Source organism: Halovibrio variabilis, assembly GCF_007991175.1.
In the GTDB taxonomy this organism is placed as follows: domain Bacteria; phylum Pseudomonadota; class Gammaproteobacteria; order Pseudomonadales; family Halomonadaceae; genus Vreelandella; species Vreelandella variabilis.
In genome coordinates, this window is record NZ_BJXV01000014.1 from 63,285 (window position 1) to 80,226 (window position 16,942).

The 16,942-nt window shown below is 57.3% G+C and carries 14 protein-coding genes; 8 read left to right on the plus strand and 6 right to left on the minus strand.

What is annotated here, in order from left to right; genetic code table 11:
* Positions 1 to 17: 17 nt before the first annotated feature.
* Positions 18 to 1,022: a type I glyceraldehyde-3-phosphate dehydrogenase gene (gap, locus tag HVA01_RS13110; protein ID WP_146875860.1), complete on the minus strand. Its 1,005-nt coding sequence runs from the start codon at positions 1,020 to 1,022 to the stop codon at positions 18 to 20.
* A 212-nt stretch (positions 1,023 to 1,234) separates the two neighbouring features.
* Between gap and pyk the strand changes: the two genes are divergently transcribed.
* Positions 1,235 to 2,755 (plus strand): pyruvate kinase, encoded by a 1,521-nt coding sequence (gene pyk / locus HVA01_RS13115; protein WP_246129620.1) that lies wholly within the window; start codon positions 1,235 to 1,237, stop codon positions 2,753 to 2,755.
* Positions 2,756 to 2,861: 106 nt separating this feature from the next.
* Positions 2,862 to 3,338, plus strand: a complete 477-nt coding sequence (locus HVA01_RS13120) for a methylglyoxal synthase (RefSeq protein WP_146875861.1) — start codon at positions 2,862 to 2,864, stop codon at positions 3,336 to 3,338.
* Here HVA01_RS13120 and cra read toward each other — a convergent pair.
* Complete coding sequence (gene cra, locus HVA01_RS13125; RefSeq protein ID WP_146875862.1) at positions 3,335 to 4,312, minus strand: catabolite repressor/activator; 978 nt, start codon at positions 4,310 to 4,312, stop codon at positions 3,335 to 3,337. The two genes, HVA01_RS13120 and cra, sit on opposite strands and share 4 nt — an antisense overlap.
* A 245-nt stretch (positions 4,313 to 4,557) precedes the next feature.
* Here cra and ptsP point away from each other — a divergent pair, with 245 nt between their 5' ends.
* From ptsP to pgi, 4 genes are all read left to right on the plus strand, one after another.
* Entirely contained in the window at positions 4,558 to 7,431 is a 2,874-nt protein-coding gene (gene ptsP, locus HVA01_RS13130; protein WP_146875863.1) for a phosphoenolpyruvate--protein phosphotransferase, read from the plus strand.
* Positions 7,431 to 8,402, plus strand: coding sequence for a 1-phosphofructokinase (gene pfkB / locus HVA01_RS13135; RefSeq protein ID WP_146875864.1), 972 nt, complete (start codon positions 7,431 to 7,433; stop codon positions 8,400 to 8,402). The genes ptsP and pfkB overlap by 1 nt, the downstream gene beginning before the upstream one ends.
* On the plus strand, positions 8,399 to 10,135 hold the full coding sequence (locus HVA01_RS13140; protein WP_146875865.1) for a PTS fructose-like transporter subunit IIB: 1,737 nt from the start codon (positions 8,399 to 8,401) through the stop codon (positions 10,133 to 10,135). Before pfkB ends, HVA01_RS13140 begins: the two co-directional genes overlap by 4 nt.
* Positions 10,136 to 10,323: 188 nt before the next feature.
* Complete coding sequence (pgi, locus tag HVA01_RS13145) at positions 10,324 to 11,991, plus strand: glucose-6-phosphate isomerase (RefSeq protein WP_146875866.1); 1,668 nt, start codon at positions 10,324 to 10,326, stop codon at positions 11,989 to 11,991.
* Positions 11,992 to 12,065: 74 nt separating this feature from the next.
* Here the strand turns inward: pgi and HVA01_RS13150 are convergent, their stop codons facing one another.
* Both HVA01_RS13150 and HVA01_RS13155 read right to left on the minus strand, forming a co-directional pair.
* Positions 12,066 to 12,365: a helix-turn-helix domain-containing protein gene (locus tag HVA01_RS13150; RefSeq protein ID WP_146875867.1), complete on the minus strand. Its 300-nt coding sequence runs from the start codon at positions 12,363 to 12,365 to the stop codon at positions 12,066 to 12,068.
* A complete protein-coding gene (locus HVA01_RS13155) occupies positions 12,358 to 12,672 on the minus strand; it encodes a transcriptional regulator (protein ID WP_146875868.1) in 315 nt (104 codons plus the stop codon). The genes HVA01_RS13150 and HVA01_RS13155 overlap by 8 nt, the downstream gene beginning before the upstream one ends.
* Positions 12,673 to 12,968: 296 nt before the next feature.
* On the opposite strand from HVA01_RS13155, the gene HVA01_RS13165 reads away from it, so the two are divergent.
* Entirely contained in the window at positions 12,969 to 14,054 is a 1,086-nt protein-coding gene (locus tag HVA01_RS13165) for a PA0069 family radical SAM protein (RefSeq protein WP_146875869.1), read from the plus strand.
* 42 nt (positions 14,055 to 14,096) lie between these two features.
* Positions 14,097 to 14,396: a winged helix-turn-helix domain-containing protein gene (locus HVA01_RS13170; protein WP_146875870.1), complete on the plus strand. Its 300-nt coding sequence runs from the start codon at positions 14,097 to 14,099 to the stop codon at positions 14,394 to 14,396.
* On the opposite strand, the gene HVA01_RS13175 is transcribed toward HVA01_RS13170, so the two are convergent.
* A complete protein-coding gene (locus HVA01_RS13175) occupies positions 14,393 to 16,594 on the minus strand; it encodes a heavy metal translocating P-type ATPase (protein WP_281288476.1) in 2,202 nt (733 codons plus the stop codon). The genes HVA01_RS13170 and HVA01_RS13175 overlap by 4 nt on opposite strands.
* Entirely contained in the window at positions 16,585 to 16,941 is a 357-nt protein-coding gene (locus HVA01_RS13180) for a hypothetical protein (protein WP_146875871.1), read from the minus strand. Before HVA01_RS13180 ends, HVA01_RS13175 begins: the two co-directional genes overlap by 10 nt.
* Position 16,942: the final 1 nt, after the last annotated feature.

Sequence of the window (16,942 nt, forward strand, 5' to 3'; positions counted from 1 at the left end):
GGATACCTGGCAGCGTGTTACTTGGCAGTTGCCTGCATGGCCAGCGCGGTATCCAGCATACGGTTGGAGAAGCCCCACTCGTTGTCGTACCAGGCCATAATTTTAACCAGACGCCCATTCACACGGGTGTGATTAGCATCGAAGGTCGAAGAGTTGGCATCGTGGTTAAAGTCAATAGAGACCAACGGCTCAGCGTTAACGGCCAATACCGGCGAGTTAGCCGCGGCCTTCTCAACGATGGCATTAATCTCTTCTTTAGTGGTATCGCGACTGGCAGTAAAGGTCAGATCCACCAGCGAGACGTTGATTACCGGTACGCGAACGGCCAGGCCGTCAAACTTACCCGCCAGCTCTGGTAGCACCAAGCCCACCGCAGCGGCAGCGCCGGTTTTGGTCGGGATCATCGAATGCGTGGCACTGCGCGCACGATAAGGGTCGGTATGGTAAACATCCGACAGATTCTGATCGTTGGTGTAAGCGTGCACCGTGGTCATCAAACCGTTTTCGATACCGACTGCATCGTTCAACGCTTTTGCCACCGGCGCTAAACAGTTGGTGGTGCAGGAAGCGTTAGAGACAACGGTGTGCTCAGCGGTCAACACCTGGTCATTCACGCCATACACAATCGTCGCATCGGCATCAGGGCTGGGTGCAGAAATCAGCACGCGCTTGGCACCCGCTTGGATATGCTTGGCCGCCGCTTCGCGCTTGGTAAACAGCCCGGTGCACTCCATCACTAGATCGATATTCATCGATGCCCATGGCAGCTGCACTGGATCGCGCTCAGAAGAGATGACGATACGATCACCATCCACCGTGATGCTTTCGGCGTCGTGTTCTACCTTAAAAGGAAAATGACCATGCACAGTGTCGTGACGCAGCAGGTGGGAATTTAGCGAGGGGTCGCCGAGATCGTTAATAGCAACGACCTGAATACGGTCACGGTAGCTGTTTTCATAAAGGGCGCGCAGCACATTGCGGCCGATACGACCAAATCCGTTAATTGCAACTTTTATTGTCATGTTAGCTCCTCAATTGACCAATAATAATAAGTGGTACCTTTAGTAAAAAAATTACTAAAAATACGTATTTAAGCGTCATGAGGCCGATAAATAGCTTCTTAACCGCCCCAAAAGGCTAGTAAAAATCCAATATGTAGTAAAATTACTATATAAACGCTATCGTAGTCCAATACTAAATCGCCAACAATACCCTTAAAAAGGAGAGCGCCCACGTGACAAAAGCCACCTCGAATACACAAGCTCCGGCGTCTACTAGCCATCTTACCCACACGCAGACCAGCCCTCATACTCCATTGCGGCGCACCAAAATCGTCGCCACACTCGGCCCCGCTAGTGATCGCCCCGGCGTGCTGGAAGCGATGCTAAAAGCCGGTGTGGATGTGGTACGGCTTAACTTCTCCCACGGCTCAGCGGATGATCACCGCCGTCGCTTAAGCGAAGTCCGCGAGATCGCCGAGGGCCTTGGCCGCAGCGTTGCTGCCCTGGGCGACCTGCAGGGGCCAAAAATTCGTATTGCTCGTTTCATCGAGGGCGCCGTCAAACTCGAGGTCGGCCAACCGTTTGTCTTGGATATGGCACTGGACGCCAACAGTGGCACCGCAGACCGCGTCGGCTGTGACTATCAAACCCTGGCTGATGATGTTGTTGAGGGCGACCGCCTGCTGCTCGACGATGGCCGCTTGGTACTCGATGTCACGCAAGTAGTTGGACAAGAAGTCCATACCCGCGTTCACGTGGGCGGCAAGCTCTCCAACAATAAAGGCATTAACAAACAAGGCGGCGGACTCTCAGCGCCCGCTCTCACTGAAAAAGACAAGGCTGACCTAAAAACCGCCATTGAAATCGGCGTTGACTACTTAGCTGTCTCCTTCCCGCGCAGCGCCGCGGACATGCAAGAAGCCCGCGAGCTGCTTGGCGAAGCCGGTAAAGAAATTGGCTTAGTGGCTAAGCTTGAACGTGCCGAAGCGGTTGCTGACGATGCTACGCTGGACGGCATCATTGAAGCCTCTGAGGCGGTCATGGTGGCCAGGGGCGATTTGGGCGTTGAGATTGGCGACGCCGCGCTGATTGGTACTCAGAAGCGCATTATCAAGCACGCACGTACGCTCAACCGTGCCGTCATTACCGCCACCCAGATGATGGAATCGATGATTGAGTCGCCGCTGCCCACCCGCGCCGAGGTCTTCGACGTGGCTAACGCAGTGCTCGACGCCACCGATGCAGTCATGCTCTCTGCGGAAACGGCGGCAGGTGATTACCCGGTGGAAACCATCGAAGCGATGAACCGCGTTTGTCTGGGTGCCGAGCGTGAGCGGCTCGCTCAAGAGTCAGGCCACCGCATTCATGAAGGCTTTGAGCGCATCGATGAAACCATTGCGCTATCGGCGATGTATGCAGCGAATCACTTATCCGGCGTCAGCGCCATCGCCTGCATGACCTCCACCGGCTATACACCGCTGATTGCATCGCGCATTCGTTCAGGCCTGCCTATCGTAGGGTTGGCTCACAGCCCTATCGCCCAGCGGCGCATGGCGCTCTATCGTGGCGTCGTTTCAATACCTTTCGACACCACCGATATGGACCCGGCCAATCTTAACCAAGAGGCCTTGAAATGCTTGCAGGCGAAGGGATTTATCCACCCGGGCGAGCATGTCATTCTCACTCGCGGCGACCATATGAATGCCCATGGGGGCACCAATACGATGAAAATCCTTGCCTTTGATAGTGAGTAACGGTCTAACCTCTATAGCGAGCTTTTAGCTTTTGCGACCTTTAACAAGAAAAAAGCCATTCGGCCATAAGACCGAAAGACAATAGAACCATGAGGGAAGTAACCAAATGAGTGACGCGCAACCGCCCCGCCAGGCCATCCGTACGCTGCAACCGCGCAAGCGTATTGCGCTGATTGCCCACGATGGCAAGAAGAGCGAAATGCTGGAGTGGGCAACCCGCTGGAAGGATACGCTGAGCCAGCACGAACTGATCGGGACAGGCACAACATCTAAGCGGCTGCAAACCGCGTTAGGATTAGATGTCGAGGGGCTAATGAGCGGGCCCTTAGGCGGTGACCAGCAGATTGGCGCACGGATTGCGGAGCAGCGGCTGGATGTGCTGATCTTCTTTTGGGACCCCTTCTCTCCCCAGCCCCACGACCCGGATGTCAAAGCGCTGCTGCGTTTAGCGGCACTGTGGAATGTACCGGTCGCCTGCAATGCGGCGAGCGCCGACTTTCTACTCTCCTCGCCCTACTTAAGCGAGAGCTACGACATGTCGATACCCGATGCAGCCGCTTGGGCCCAGGCGCGTACTGTTTAACGCTGGTGCAGGTGGCGAGCCACCACCTGCAACCCACATTCGTAATGCCCGTCCATGGCGGCCAAAGTGCAATGCAGGGTTAGTTCAGCAATACGGTCATAATCTTGCCAAGCTGAATTCACCGGCTGGGGAAGAAAGTCCAGAAGCCGATGGTCGCCAAAAGTAGCCAGGCGAATATTGTCCGGCAAGCCGCCACGCTCTAAGAACACATCAAACACCCCCTCCAGCAGCGTATAAGACGCCGTCACCAGTGCATCGGCACCACCCTGCTCATCTAGCAGCTGAACGGCTAAACGCGCACCTTCGCTCCGCTCATAGTGGGCACCGCTCAAATACAGTGGTTCAATTGCGGTATCTTTTAGGGCGGCATTAAACCCTGCTCGCCGTTCGCGGCTAATCGACAGATCCGGCATCGCTTCTAACCAGGCAACACGTTTGGTTGCCGCGCCGATTACCGAGCGGGTCAATATCTTTGCTGCTTCCTGATCATTACTCACAACACTGGCAAAGCGCGCCGGATTGAGGCCACGGTCCATGCCCACCACGAACCAGCCCTCATCTACCAAGTCGGTGTAAAAAGTATCGTCGCTGGGCAAGCAGCTGGCGGTGATCAACACCTCACAGCGTTGTGCACGCAGCGCCAACGCAAGTGTCCGCTCACTCTCTGCACAATCATCCGAGCTTACGATCAGCAGCTGATAACCCCGCTCCCTGGCACCGCGCTCCAGGCGTTTGGCTAGGCGGGCGTAACTGACATTCTCTAAATCAGGCACGATAAGGCCAATAAGACGGCTGGCGCCACGGCGTAACGCGGCAGCTTGGGGATCAATGTGGTAGCGATGTTGACGCACCACGGCCATGACTTTTTCAATCGTTGCCGTGCTGATACGTCGCTGTTCTGCCTGGCCATTAATCACGTAACTCGCTGTGGTGCGTGAAACACCAGCGAGTCGGGCAATATCAGCAAGTGTCATGAGACCCTCTTGGTGTTACTAGACCGTTTATCAGCGCGCTGGGCTTTACCCGACCAAAGTCTAAATACACAGCCCTTGTGTCCTAAAGTGAATCGATTCAGCATAGCCACTATACACAGGTGACACGATTCATCCATCCAGACCCATGACGCCTTCGACTATAGATGTAGGCTTCAGCATCATGGGCTTTCGCAGCGGCTGAATTGTCATTAGACGTTACCTGAACGCGTTTACAGGAGAGCACCATGCTAACACTCGGCCCCGATGACATCTTGCTTGGCCGCCACGCAGACAGCTGGCAAATCGCTCTGGACAGTGCCGCTGAGGCGTTGGTAGACGCCGGATTCGTTGAGGCTGGCTACCGCGATGGCCTACACGCCCGCGAGGCGCAGTCATCAACGTTTTTAGGCAACACCATTGCGATCCCCCACGGTACGCCAGAAAGCCGCCAGCATGTGAAGCAAACGGGCGTGCGGGTACTGCAGTTTCCCCAAGGGATCGAGTGGCACGACGGCCAGCAGGTACACGTACTGGTAACCATCGCCGCACAGAACGATGAGCACCTTGATATCTTACGCCAGCTCACCCACGTTCTGGATCGCGAAGGCGTTGCGGAACAGCTGGCCGGCGCCACTTCGGCCGATGATGTAGCGCGGCTACTTTCCAAACCAACGTTAGAACCCCGCCTGGATGCTGAAACCCTGTGCGTCAACTTTCCGGCTCGCGACCCACAAGAACTCGCCCTGGCCGCCGCCGCTCGCTTACGTCAATGCGGCTGTGTCGATAACAGTTTTATTACCGGCGTCGCTGCGGCGCAGCCGACCTGGTTAGGCAAAGGACTCTGGCTGACCAGCAGCGACCAGGGCGTGAATCAGCCAGCGCTTGGGGTTGCCACGCCTGCTGAACAATCCCTGGAAAGCGCTGGCCATCCAATACATGCGTTGTTTTGTTTAGCTGCTCACGGCGATGCCCACCGCCCGCTGCTAGAGCAACTGATGGCAGTGATAGAAAACGGTGAAAGCCAGAGCCTAGTGGGCAAAACCAGCGCGCAACTGCTAGCCTCCCTGGCAGGAGAGACTGCCAATACACACACCCATCGCGTTAGAGTTCTTAATACGCACGGCCTGCACGCCCGCCCGGCGAAACAGCTGGTGCAGGTGGCTCGCGCCCAGCACATGCCAATTAATGTACGCCTGGAAGAAGGCAGCGCGACGCCGGTTTCCGCGGCTAGCCTAACCAAAGTAATTGGTTTGGGCGCACGACGTGGCCAGTGGCTGGTGCTGTCAGCCGAAGGGGAGCAAGCAAGCGAAGCCTTAGAGGCCGTCGCCGCTGCGGTTGAAGACGGCCTGGGTGAGAAAGTATCGCCGTTTGACGGTGGGCGCGAAGACAACGCCATTGTTGATACGCAAGCAGCACCCAGCGTGGCGCCATTAGCCAGCGATACGCCCCACGTTGGGGTAGCCGCGTCCCCTGGTTTAGCGATCGCGCCGGTGTTTGTGATTCGTCCGCTGACATTTGACTATCCCCAGCACGCCGACGATCCAGAGCATGAGTTGGTCCGCCTGCGCGAGGCATTAAAAGTGGCGGGTACCCAGCTGCAGACCCTCGTGCACAACGCCCCTGGCGCTGAGGTTGCCGATATTCTCTCGATGCACGAGGAAATACTCGACGACCCCGAGCTTTACCAGGCGGCGGCAGAAGGCATTCGCGATGGTTTATCGGCTCAGGCCGCCTGGTGGGAAGCCATTGAAACCGCGGCCCACGCCCAAGAGATGCTCGCCGACCGCCTGCTTGCCCAACGCGCGGCCGACCTGCGCGACGTCGGCCGCCGGGTGCTTGGCGTGCTCTGCGATGTCAGCCTTCCCGAACCGCCGGATCACCCCTACATTCTGGTCATGGACGATATCGGCCCTTCCGATGTCGCTCGCCTGGATACGTCGCGGGTACGCGGCCTGCTTACCGTACGCGGCGGCGCCACCGCCCACAGCGCTATTCTCGCCCGCGCCCTGGGCATTCCTGCCGTCGTCGGCGCGGGCCAAGCGGTGATGACACTCAATAACGGCAGTATGATGATTCTGGACGGCGAGCGCGGCCGAGTGACACCGCAGCCTTCAGAGGAACGCTTACTGCGTGCTGAGAAACAGCTGCAAGAGCACCAGCAGCGTGAAGCCGATGCCTGGGAAACACGCTTTGAGATCGCCCAAACCCGGGATGGCCATCGAGTCGAAGTCGCGGCGAATTTAGGCAACACCGCCCACGCCGCCGATGCGGTAGAGCGCGGCGCCGAAGGCGTTGGCCTGCTACGCACCGAATTTCTGTTTATGGCCCACGCCAGTGCACCGGACTTGGCCACCCAAATTGGCGAGTACCGCCAGGCGATTGATGCCCTGGAGGGCCGCCCGCTGGTCGCGCGCACCCTGGACGTCGGCGGCGACAAACCGCTGCCCTACTGGCCTGTGCCCCACGAAGACAATCCCTTCCTGGGCCTGCGTGGCATTCGCTTAGCGCTGACCCAACCCGACGTACTGGAAACTCAGCTACGCGCCCTGCTGATGGCCAGCACCAACCAGCCGCTGCGTATCATGCTGCCGATGGTCAAAGACATCGCCGAATTCCGCGCGGTTAAAGCGATTTATGATCGCTTATTAACTGAAATCGCCCCCTCTCAGCGTGCTACCGATGTGCAATTAGGGGTGATGATTGAAATCCCCTCCAGCGCGCTGCTGGCGCCAAGCCTTGCCGCCGAGGTGGACTTTTTCTCGGTGGGCACCAACGACTTGACCCAGTACACCCTGGCCATCGACCGTGGCCACCCGGAGCTTTCGGCCAGTGCCGATGGTTTACACCCCGCAGTGCTGCGTTTAATTCAAATGACCGTGGCAGCTGCCCACACCCAAGGCAAATGGGTCGGCGTATGCGGCGAATTAGCCTCAGACGCCGTGGCCATTCCGGTGCTGGTAGGCCTGGGCGTCGACGAGCTCTCCGTCAGCGCGCGGCAGATTCCGCTGGTCAAAGCCCGCCTGCGCGAGTTTGACTTCGCGGACGCTCAGGTCAGTGCGCAATTGGCGCTCTCCCAAGCGACCAGCGACGAAGTGCGTGATGCCCTGGAGGCGCGCTAATGGCCCGCGTGCTGTGCATTACGCTCAACCCAGCGCTGGATTTGGCGTTTAACCTTGATGCCCTGGTAGTAGGCAGCGTCAACCGCCCCAACAGCGCGCAGTTAGAAGCCGCAGGCAAAGGCGTTAACGTTGCCCGGGTATTGGCAGGCCTTGGCCACGTCGTTACCGTTAGCGGCTTTTTAGGTGCCGATAACGAGGCGCCCTTTCAGCTGGCGTTTGCCAAGTACTCGCTAGCAGACGCCTTTGTGCGCGTGCCGGGGGAAACCCGTATTAACGCCAAAATTGCTGAACAGAGCGGTCGCATCACCGACATTAACGGCCCCGGCATGCCGGTTGACGCCACGCATTTGCAGGCGTTGATCAACACCCTTGATACCGAGCTTGCCAGCACGACACCGCCACAAGCCGTCGTTCTAGCGGGCAGCCTGCCCCCGGGGCTGTCACTGGACGACTTCAGCAAGCTATTAAAGCATTTAAACGCCAGCGGCGTGCCGCTGTGGGTGGATACCAGCGGTCCAGCGCTTAATGTTGCCATCGCAACGCATCCTGCGGGCGTTAAACCCAACGAAACCGAGCTTGCCGAATGGGCAGGTGAAGCGCTCGAAACCACTCCGACGCGCCTACGCGCTGCTACACGATTACATCACAGCGGCGTGGAGCACGCGTTAATTTCTGCGGGTGCTGACGGCGTGCTGTGGGTTAATGCGCAAGGTGCCTGGCACGCTACGCCGCCCAAGGTCACCGCGACCAATACCGTTTGCGCTGGCGATACTTTTGTCGCTGGCATCCTCCACGGCCTGCTGAGTGGCCATGCCCCCGAGCACACCCTTCGCTTTGCCACCGCGCTTTCTGCCGAAGCAGTGCGCCACATTGGTGTGGGCAACCCCCACGCTGCCGATTTCGATTCACTCCAACAACACACCCGGATACGGCGTCTTGATGACACCATCACCGAGGGAGCCACGCTATGAACATTATTCTGATTACCGCCTGCCCCAGCGGCATGGCGACCACGTTCCTCGCGGCCAAGCGCCTGGAGCAAGCCGCCCAGCGCCAAGGCTGGACAGTGCATGTGGAAATGCACGCTGAAATAGCCCCGCTGCAAGCCGCCACTGCCGAGCAGATCGCCAACGCCGATTTAATCGTCGTCGCGGCTGATTACGTGCCAGCCCCGGAACGCTTTGAAGGCAAGCGGCTCTTCCAGGCGCCTATCGCCAGCGCCCTTCCCGACCCCAGCGCGTTCCTGGCTCAGGCCAAGCGTGAAGCACCTATCTACACGGCGCCTACTGCCACGCCCACCGCCGTTGACGCCAGCAAGCCGGGCGGCAAGAAGATTGTTGCCGTCACCGCCTGCCCCACCGGCGTGGCCCACACCTTTATGGCCGCTGAAGCGCTAGCAGAGGCAGGTAAAGCCATGGGCCACGCCATTCGCGTGGAGACCCAAGGCTCGGTAGGCGCACAAGCTCAGTTGACCGAAGCAGAGATCGCCGAAGCAGACGTGGTGCTGCTGGCCTGCGATATCGAAGTCGATCCTACTCGCTTCGCTGGCAAGCGCGTTTATCGCACCTCTACCAGCAACGCATTGAAGAAGCCACAACCTACCATTGAGGCCGCGCTGGAAAATGCGGCGTTAGAGAGCAGCGGTTCAGCCAACGCCGCCAGCGACACTAAGAGCGTCAAAGAGAAAGGCGTTTATAAGCACCTGCTCACCGGCGTTTCCTTTATGCTGCCGATGGTAGTAGCGGGCGGCCTGCTGATTGCACTTTCCTTTGTGTTTGGCATCGAGGCTTTTGAACAGGAAGGCACCCTGGCCGCCGCGCTAATGCAGATCGGTGGCGGCACCGCCTTTGCCCTGATGATTCCAGTACTGGCAGGCTACATTGCCTATTCCATCGCCGATCGCCCCGGCATTGCGCCGGGTATGATTGGCGGCATGCTGGCGTCCAATATCGGCTCCGGGTTTATCGGCGGTATTTTGGCGGGCTTTCTGGCGGGCTATGTGGCGCTGGCCGTTACTCGCTATGTCAAACTGCCCTCTAGCATTGAATCCCTGAAGCCGATTCTGATCATTCCGCTAGTGGCCAGTTTGGTTACCGGCCTAACCATGATCTACGTGATTGGCGAACCGGTCGCCGCACTGCTCAATGGCCTGACCAGCTTCCTGGAATCCATGGGCTCCACCAACGCGGTGCTACTGGGCATTCTGCTGGGGGCGATGATGTGCTTTGACCTGGGTGGCCCGGTCAATAAAGCCGCCTACACTTTTGGCGTGGGTCTGCTCGCCTCAGAAACCTACGGCCCCATGGCAGCGATTATGGCGGCGGGCATGGTGCCTGCCATTGGTATGGGCATTGCCAGTTTTGTCGCCAGTCGCAAGTTCTCTGAACCCGAGCGGGAAGCGGGTAAAGCCTCGTTCGTACTTGGCCTATGCTTTATTAGCGAAGGCGCGATCCCCTTTGCGGCCAAAGATCCGCTACGGGTCATTCCTGCCTGTATCGTGGGCGGTGCGCTAACCGGCGCGCTCTCTATGCTGGTCGGTGCGCAGCTAATGGCGCCCCACGGCGGCATCTTTGTGCTGCTGATTCCCAACGCCATTACCCCGGTGCTGCTCTACCTTGGCGCCATTGTGGCAGGCTCGCTGGTCACCGGATTGGGCTACGCCTTTATCAAGCGCGGTGCTGCCCCAGTAGCCGTTGCCACTTAACGGCTTTTAGCAAAAAAGTGAAGGGCAGGCATCTCGCCTGCCCTCACAAAAGTCGGTAGTTTTAAGCAGCTAACTCCTTCCCAGCACAAATACCCTCCACTCTTTGTCACTTTTTATGTAGTATTTTTACATAACCTACTTTTTCGATTTTTGATCACCTAATTCATCTACAACAAACGGATCGCCTTATGTTTCAGCTCACTCGCAGTGTTACCTGGCAGGCGCTTGAGCGCCTGCGCGATAAAACCGCCAACGACCGCATTCGTGACTATTTCACCAATGACCCGCAGCGCTTTGAGAAAATGAGCTTACGGGTGGGGGGGCTGTTTCTTGACTACTCCAAGCACCACGTCTCAGATGAAGTGCTCGCCAAGCTGATTGAGCTGGCCGACCACTCCGCGCTGGTACAGCGCCGCGCACAGATGTTCTCGGGCGATATTATCAACGTCACCGAGAACCGCCCGGTACTGCATACCGCTCTGCGCCACTTAGGCGATGAGCCGGTCTATGTGGACGGCGAAGACGTCATGCCTGAAATTACTCGCACTCGCGAACAGATCAAGCTTTTCTCGGAAGCAGTGCGTAGCGGCGAGTGGAAAGGCTACAACGGCCAGCGCATCAAGGACGTGGTCAATATCGGCATAGGCGGCTCGGACCTTGGCCCCAATATGGCGGTGCGTGCGCTGCTCAAGTACCGCCACCCGGAGCTGCACTTCCACTTCGTTTCCAACGTGGACGGTACCCATATTCAGAAGGTGCTTTCGCGGCTCGACCCGGCGACTACGCTGTTTATCGTCTCGACCAAAACCTTCTCTACCCAGGAAACGCTGCTCAACGCCAAAACCGCGCGCCGCTGGTTCCTGGAGAATGCCGGGGAAGACGCCGATGTGGGCGCGCACTTTATTGCCGCTTCCACCAACCGCAAAGCGGCGATGGAGTTCGGTATTCGCGAAGAGAACGTATTCGAGTTCTGGGCCTGGGTGGGCGGGCGATACTCCATGTGGTCATCCATCGGCCTGCCGATTGCGCTTTCGATTGGTTTTGAAGGCTTTATCGAGCTGCTGGAAGGCGCCCAGGAAATGGATAACCATTTCATCAATGCGCCCTTTTCACAAAATATGCCGGTACTGATGGCGCTGATTGGCATTTGGTACATCAACTTTATTGGCGCCGAGACCCAAGCTATCGTGCCCTACGACCAGGCCTTGAACCAGCTGCCCTCTTTCCTGCAGCAGCTGGATATGGAGTCTAACGGTAAGTCGGTGGATATTTTCGGCCACCCGGTGAACTATAAAACCGGCCCGATTGTATGGGGGCAAACCGGTTCCAACGGCCAGCATGCATTCTTCCAGCTACTGCACCAAGGCACCCGCTACGTGCCTATCGACTTTATTGCCTCGCTCAAGCCCGAGCCCGGCATGGAAGACCACCATTTTGCCCTGCTGACCAACATGCTCGCCCAGGCCAACGCCTTCATGGAAGGCAGCCAAGGGGACAGCAAAGAGCTAAGCCAGCATGACCCCTACAGCTGCCCCGGCAACCGTCCTTCCAGCACCCTACTGCTGGACGAGCTAACGCCGAAAAATCTGGGCGCGCTGATAGCACTTTATGAACACAAGGTATTCGTTCAAGGGGTAATCTGGAACATCAACTCCTTTGACCAGTGGGGTGTGCAGCTCGGCAAGCGTATCGCCGGTGAAATCAGCGAACGCATCGACACCAACGCCGCTGACTTCGATGCCTCCACCCAAGGCCTGCTGGAACTGGTTCGTGCGCACTTCCCCAATGGCGGCAGCGGCGAACAGGAAAGCGTACCGGCCAATGCCGATAAGAAGCCGGCGAGGAAAAAGCACTAATCGAATAAGTAAACGGGTAAAACCAACGCCTTGGTTTGAAAGAACCAAGGCGTTTTTTTAGGGAAGGTAGGCGACTAAGCGTTTAACAGTAGATCTTCACGAATAATTTCAGGGTGACGAAACGCTATTTCAACCAATGCCTTAGCGGGCCCAGAAGGCTTCCTGCGACCTTGCTCCCACTCCTGCAAAGTACGTGGAGAAATATTGAGCGCCTTGGCAAACTCACCCTGCGTTAGACCGGTTTTGCTGCGTGCTTTAGCGACTTCATTGGGCGCAACACGGCTGACACGTGCTGCCTTTGCGGCCTTCATCTCTTTAACAGATTGGAGCAGCTTGTTACCAAGCTCTTCTGCACTGATAATTTCGTTACTCATCTTCCAGCACCTCACGAATCGACTTCAGAATATGAGCGGGAATGTTCTCTTTAACAGCTTTTTTGTAGATGACTAATAGCCAGATTTCACCGTTAGCCCGTTTAGTAAAATAAATAACTCGAGCCCCGCCCCGCTTTCCGGTGCCCGCTACAGACCAACGAACTTTCCTACACCCACCGCTACCTGGGATGGGGTCGCCAATTTCTGGATTGGCTGCCAACCAGGCAAAGAAAGCCCCTCGCTCTTCCTCTGTCCAGATTTTTCTGGCGTCCGCTGCAAATGTTGGGGTTTCAATGATGGTAAGCATAATAACAAACATACGTCATTGACGTATTTTTTGCAAGTACCGTAAAAAATATTTAAGAAGTCTGATTAATAGTGCCTATTAGTAAATGGGGCCAAGTCTAAGATTTTAGACAATTGTGACAACTCAGCGTGGTACTCAAATCGTCGACTGTCAGCGCCGCTACCCAGTTAATCATCACGGTATCGGGCCATCCGCGACGTTTTTTTAAGCCCCTCTCCCGCTCCTTGCACCTTTAGCCAAACGCCATATACTGTATATATAACCATATATATAGTTATACAAGTCAGAGGTGGCAAATGATGACTCCCGAGCAAACGTCTAGTGTTTCAGCAGTGCGTAAAGGCCGTGGGGCGACATACGACCCGCACAATCGCTTTGCGCCCACCCACAGCGTTGCGGAAGATGACGGCTGGTGGCGGGAAGAAACGTCGACAACCATTGCCACCGAAGTGCGCGAGGAAGTGAGCAAAAGTGCCCTGTCCTGGAACAAATCGCCTGATTTGCCCTTTGATCGCTCACTAAACCCTTATCGCGGCTGTGAACATGGCTGCGTTTACTGCTATGCCCGCCCGTCGCATGCCTACTGGGACTTATCGCCAGGGCTGGATTTTGAAACCAAATTGATTGCCCGCAGCGGTTTAGTGGAACGGTTATCTGAGGAGTTTTGCCACCCCAACTATGTGTGTCGTCCTATCAACCTTTCTGGCAACACCGACTGCTACCAGCCGTTAGAGGCCACCTACCAAACCACCCGGCGGTTGCTGGAACTGCTGCTGGAATGTCGTCACCCGGTGACGATTGTGACAAAAAGCACCTTAGTGCTGCGGGATTTAGAGTTGCTGGCTGAGATGGCCGAACACCGCTTAGTACGTGTGTTTGTCAGCTTGACCAGCCTGGATGCCAACCTAAAGCGTTCCCTGGAACCGCGTACAGCGTCACCCCAAGCGCGCCTGCGGGCCATTAGCGAACTCAATACCGCGGGTATTCCGGTGGGCACGCTGATCTCACCGGTTATTCCGGGGCTGACCGATCATGAAATCGAAAACCTTTTGGAAGCCGCCAGCCGCGCGGGCGCACGCACGGCCACTTGGATGCTGTTGAGGCTTCCCCATGAAGTCGCGCCACTGTTTGAAGCGTGGTTAGAAGCGCACTACCCGGAGCGCGCCGCTAAAGTAATGAGCCTGATGCGCCAGTGCCGAGGTGGCAAAACGTACGATGCCAAGTTTGGTAAGCGCTTTCGCGGTGAAGGCGTTTTTGCCGATTTAATCGCGAAGCGTTTCGCTCGCGCCAGCCGCCAGTGGAAGTTACAAGAACGTACCGAACAGGGGCTCAACACGCGAGATTTTCGGCCACCACGGGCGCAGGGAGATTTATTCATTTAAGCTAGTCGGCGACGTTAATAAACTTGCTGTAAAGGAAGCCAAATGCCCGCTCTTAGCAAAACCAAATCGAGTTTTTACCGACGTTTATACGTCGCCTATTTGATCGAACAAGGCGTCGCCAGCGTGCCCGCGTTAATCGAGGCCACCGGCATGCCACGGCGCACCGCCCAGGATACGATTGCATCGCTTGCCGAGTTGGATATCGAGTGTGTGTTTACTAAAGGCGAAGGCGAGCGCCACAACATTGGCCGCTACCAGATTCGTGATTGGGGCGCGATCAATCCAAGTTGGGTGGCCACACACGCCGAGCGACTCAAGCAGGCACTTGGCTATGCTGTTTAGTCATTTTCATCAGGGTCTGACCATGCCAGTCGTGCAGCGTTAAGGGTAACCGTCAGCGAGCTCGCCGCCATGGCAAGGACCGCCACTAGCGGGGGTATCGCCACCAGCACCACCAAGCCCAATGCCAAAGTGTTATAGAGCGCCGAAAAGAACAGATTCTGAACCATGATGCGCCGCGTGCGTTTGGCAATGCAGAGCAATTTCACTACGCTCCCGACCCCGGCCGCCATTAGCTGTGCGGCAGCCCCTTCTCTAGCAGCTTCGCTGGCACTCAGTGGCGCGATACCCACATCGGCCGCGGCCAAGCTCAAGGTATCGTTTAAGCCATCCCCTACATAGAGCGTTGGCGATGGCAGCGCCTGCAGCAGCCGCGCTTTGGCTTCCGGCGAGCGCCGGGCATAGCAAGCGTCTCTTCCAAGACCTATCCGCTCACCCAACCAACTCACTGCGCCCTGCCGGTCACCGCTGATCATCGCCACCACATAACCAGCCGCTAACAAATTGTTCACACTGGCCGCGGCATCCTTTACTGGCTGATCGGCCAAATAGAACGTTGCTAACCAGCCTGTATCGTCCGCAAGCATCACTTGGGAAGCAAAGTCCAGCGTTGCGTCTTCCGCTTGGGCAGGCAGCGCTATCTGCTGGCGAGCGAGCCACCCGGCGCTGCCCACCGTGAGCCACTCGCCGCTGTTGAGTTGCACGCGGCGCCCTTCCCCGGGTGTGTCATTAACCTGCAGATACTGCCCAGGGCGCTGATCGCCTCGGCTGCTCGACCAGCGCGCCAACGCTTGTGCTAACGGATGTTCGCTTCCCGCCACGGCGGCACTGAGCTTGCGCTGCAAGGTGGGCTCACCAACGCCCTCTCTAGCCTGCCAGTGCATTACCGAGTGGCTACCGGTGGTTAAGGTGCCGGTTTTATCCAGCGCTACCGAGCGAATACGTGCCAAAGTTTCGAGCGCTGCTGGGTCGCGTAGCGCAATACTCTGCTGCATAGCCTGACCGCTACCCGCCAGGCTTGCCAGCGGTACCGCGAGCCCGACGGCGCAAGGGCAAGCGACGACTAAAACCGAAAGAGCGCGCACAAAAGCATCTTCCCAGCCCAGGCCAAACAGCAATGCGCCGGGCAGCGTTAGCATTGCTAGCACTAGCGCCAGCGGGCTTAACCAGGCGGCAAAGCGGTCAGCGAGCTTCTGCAGCTCGCCTTTTTCGGCTTGGTAGCGGCGCATTTCGTCACACAGTAGATCCAGTCGCCGCTTGCCTACCCCAGCGCTTACCTGCATAACGATAGGCGTGGCGCCCAAATAGCGGCAGCCCGCGTAGACCTTTTGCCCGGCATGCAAGTGGCGCGGCAGGCTTTCGCCGGTCAGCGAGGCCGTATCGATCCAACCGGGCGCTTCTAGCATGCCATCAAGCGCTACCAACTCACCGGACGCAAGCTCGATGCGCATTCCCTTCGTCGCTTCACCCACAGGAAGCGATTCCCAACGTTCAGCTTGCCAAACCTTTATGTTGTCATCTGGCAGCGCCAGCGAATCGAGCGCTTTTAACCCACGGTGGCGGCACAGCGTTTCCACCAGCCGCCCAACCAGTAAAAGCATAATCAGCATCACGGCCGTGTCGAAGTAAGCCTCGCTTGAGCCGCGCCATAGCAGCCAAATCGAGACCATCACCGCGCCGATAACGCCCAGGCTAACCAGCACATCCATTCCCGGTCGTTTAGCCAGCAGCGTACGCCATCCCGCCCGATAAAACGGCACTCCTGCAAACAACACAACGGGCAGTGAAAACGCCCCTGAAACCCATGCCACCACCAGCTCAACCTGATGATCAGGCAGCGCACCGGCGTAGATCAGTAGGGAGGCGAGCATCGTCCACATGCCGAACAGCGAACCGACCATCAGTCGAAGCGTTAGGTAGCGGCTCTCCTCTTCTAAACGCCCATGGGCGTCTACCACCGGCTCAAGTTCTGTTAGCCGATAGCCAAGGCGTTTAACTTTTGGGGCGAGCGTTGAGAGCTGGATAACGGCAGGTGTGCCACTGATGCAGAGGGTCGCGCTTGGATAGTGGACGCTAACCTCACGCACGCCTTCAAGCCGTTTGAGAGAGCCTTCCACGGCTAAGGCGCAGCTGGTGCACCACATACCGTGGAGGGTAAAGAGCTGCTCGTCCTCCTTACTAAGCGCATCGCTTACAGGCAAGCCGGAATGCCTATAATGGGTAACGCGGTAAATACAACACCCAGCGTAGAGAATAGATAGAGCCCTGCAGAAACCACCGCATTAAAGCGCAGCCGCCCTTCATGGCGCTTGGCCACGCGGCAACAGCCTAGCGTTAACGCCGCCAGCAGTGCGATTGCTGCAATACTAACGACAAGCAGCATGGCGTTAACCAAGGTAAAAACGCCCTGTTCGGGAGCAGGTGGCACCACGGCGCAGGCCACCGCATGCCCGCCATAAACGGCTACAAACCAGATACTCCAAAGTGTCAGACCAATCACGAAATGCACTGGATGGGTTAAGTGCAAGCGCTGCATAATCAATGTCATC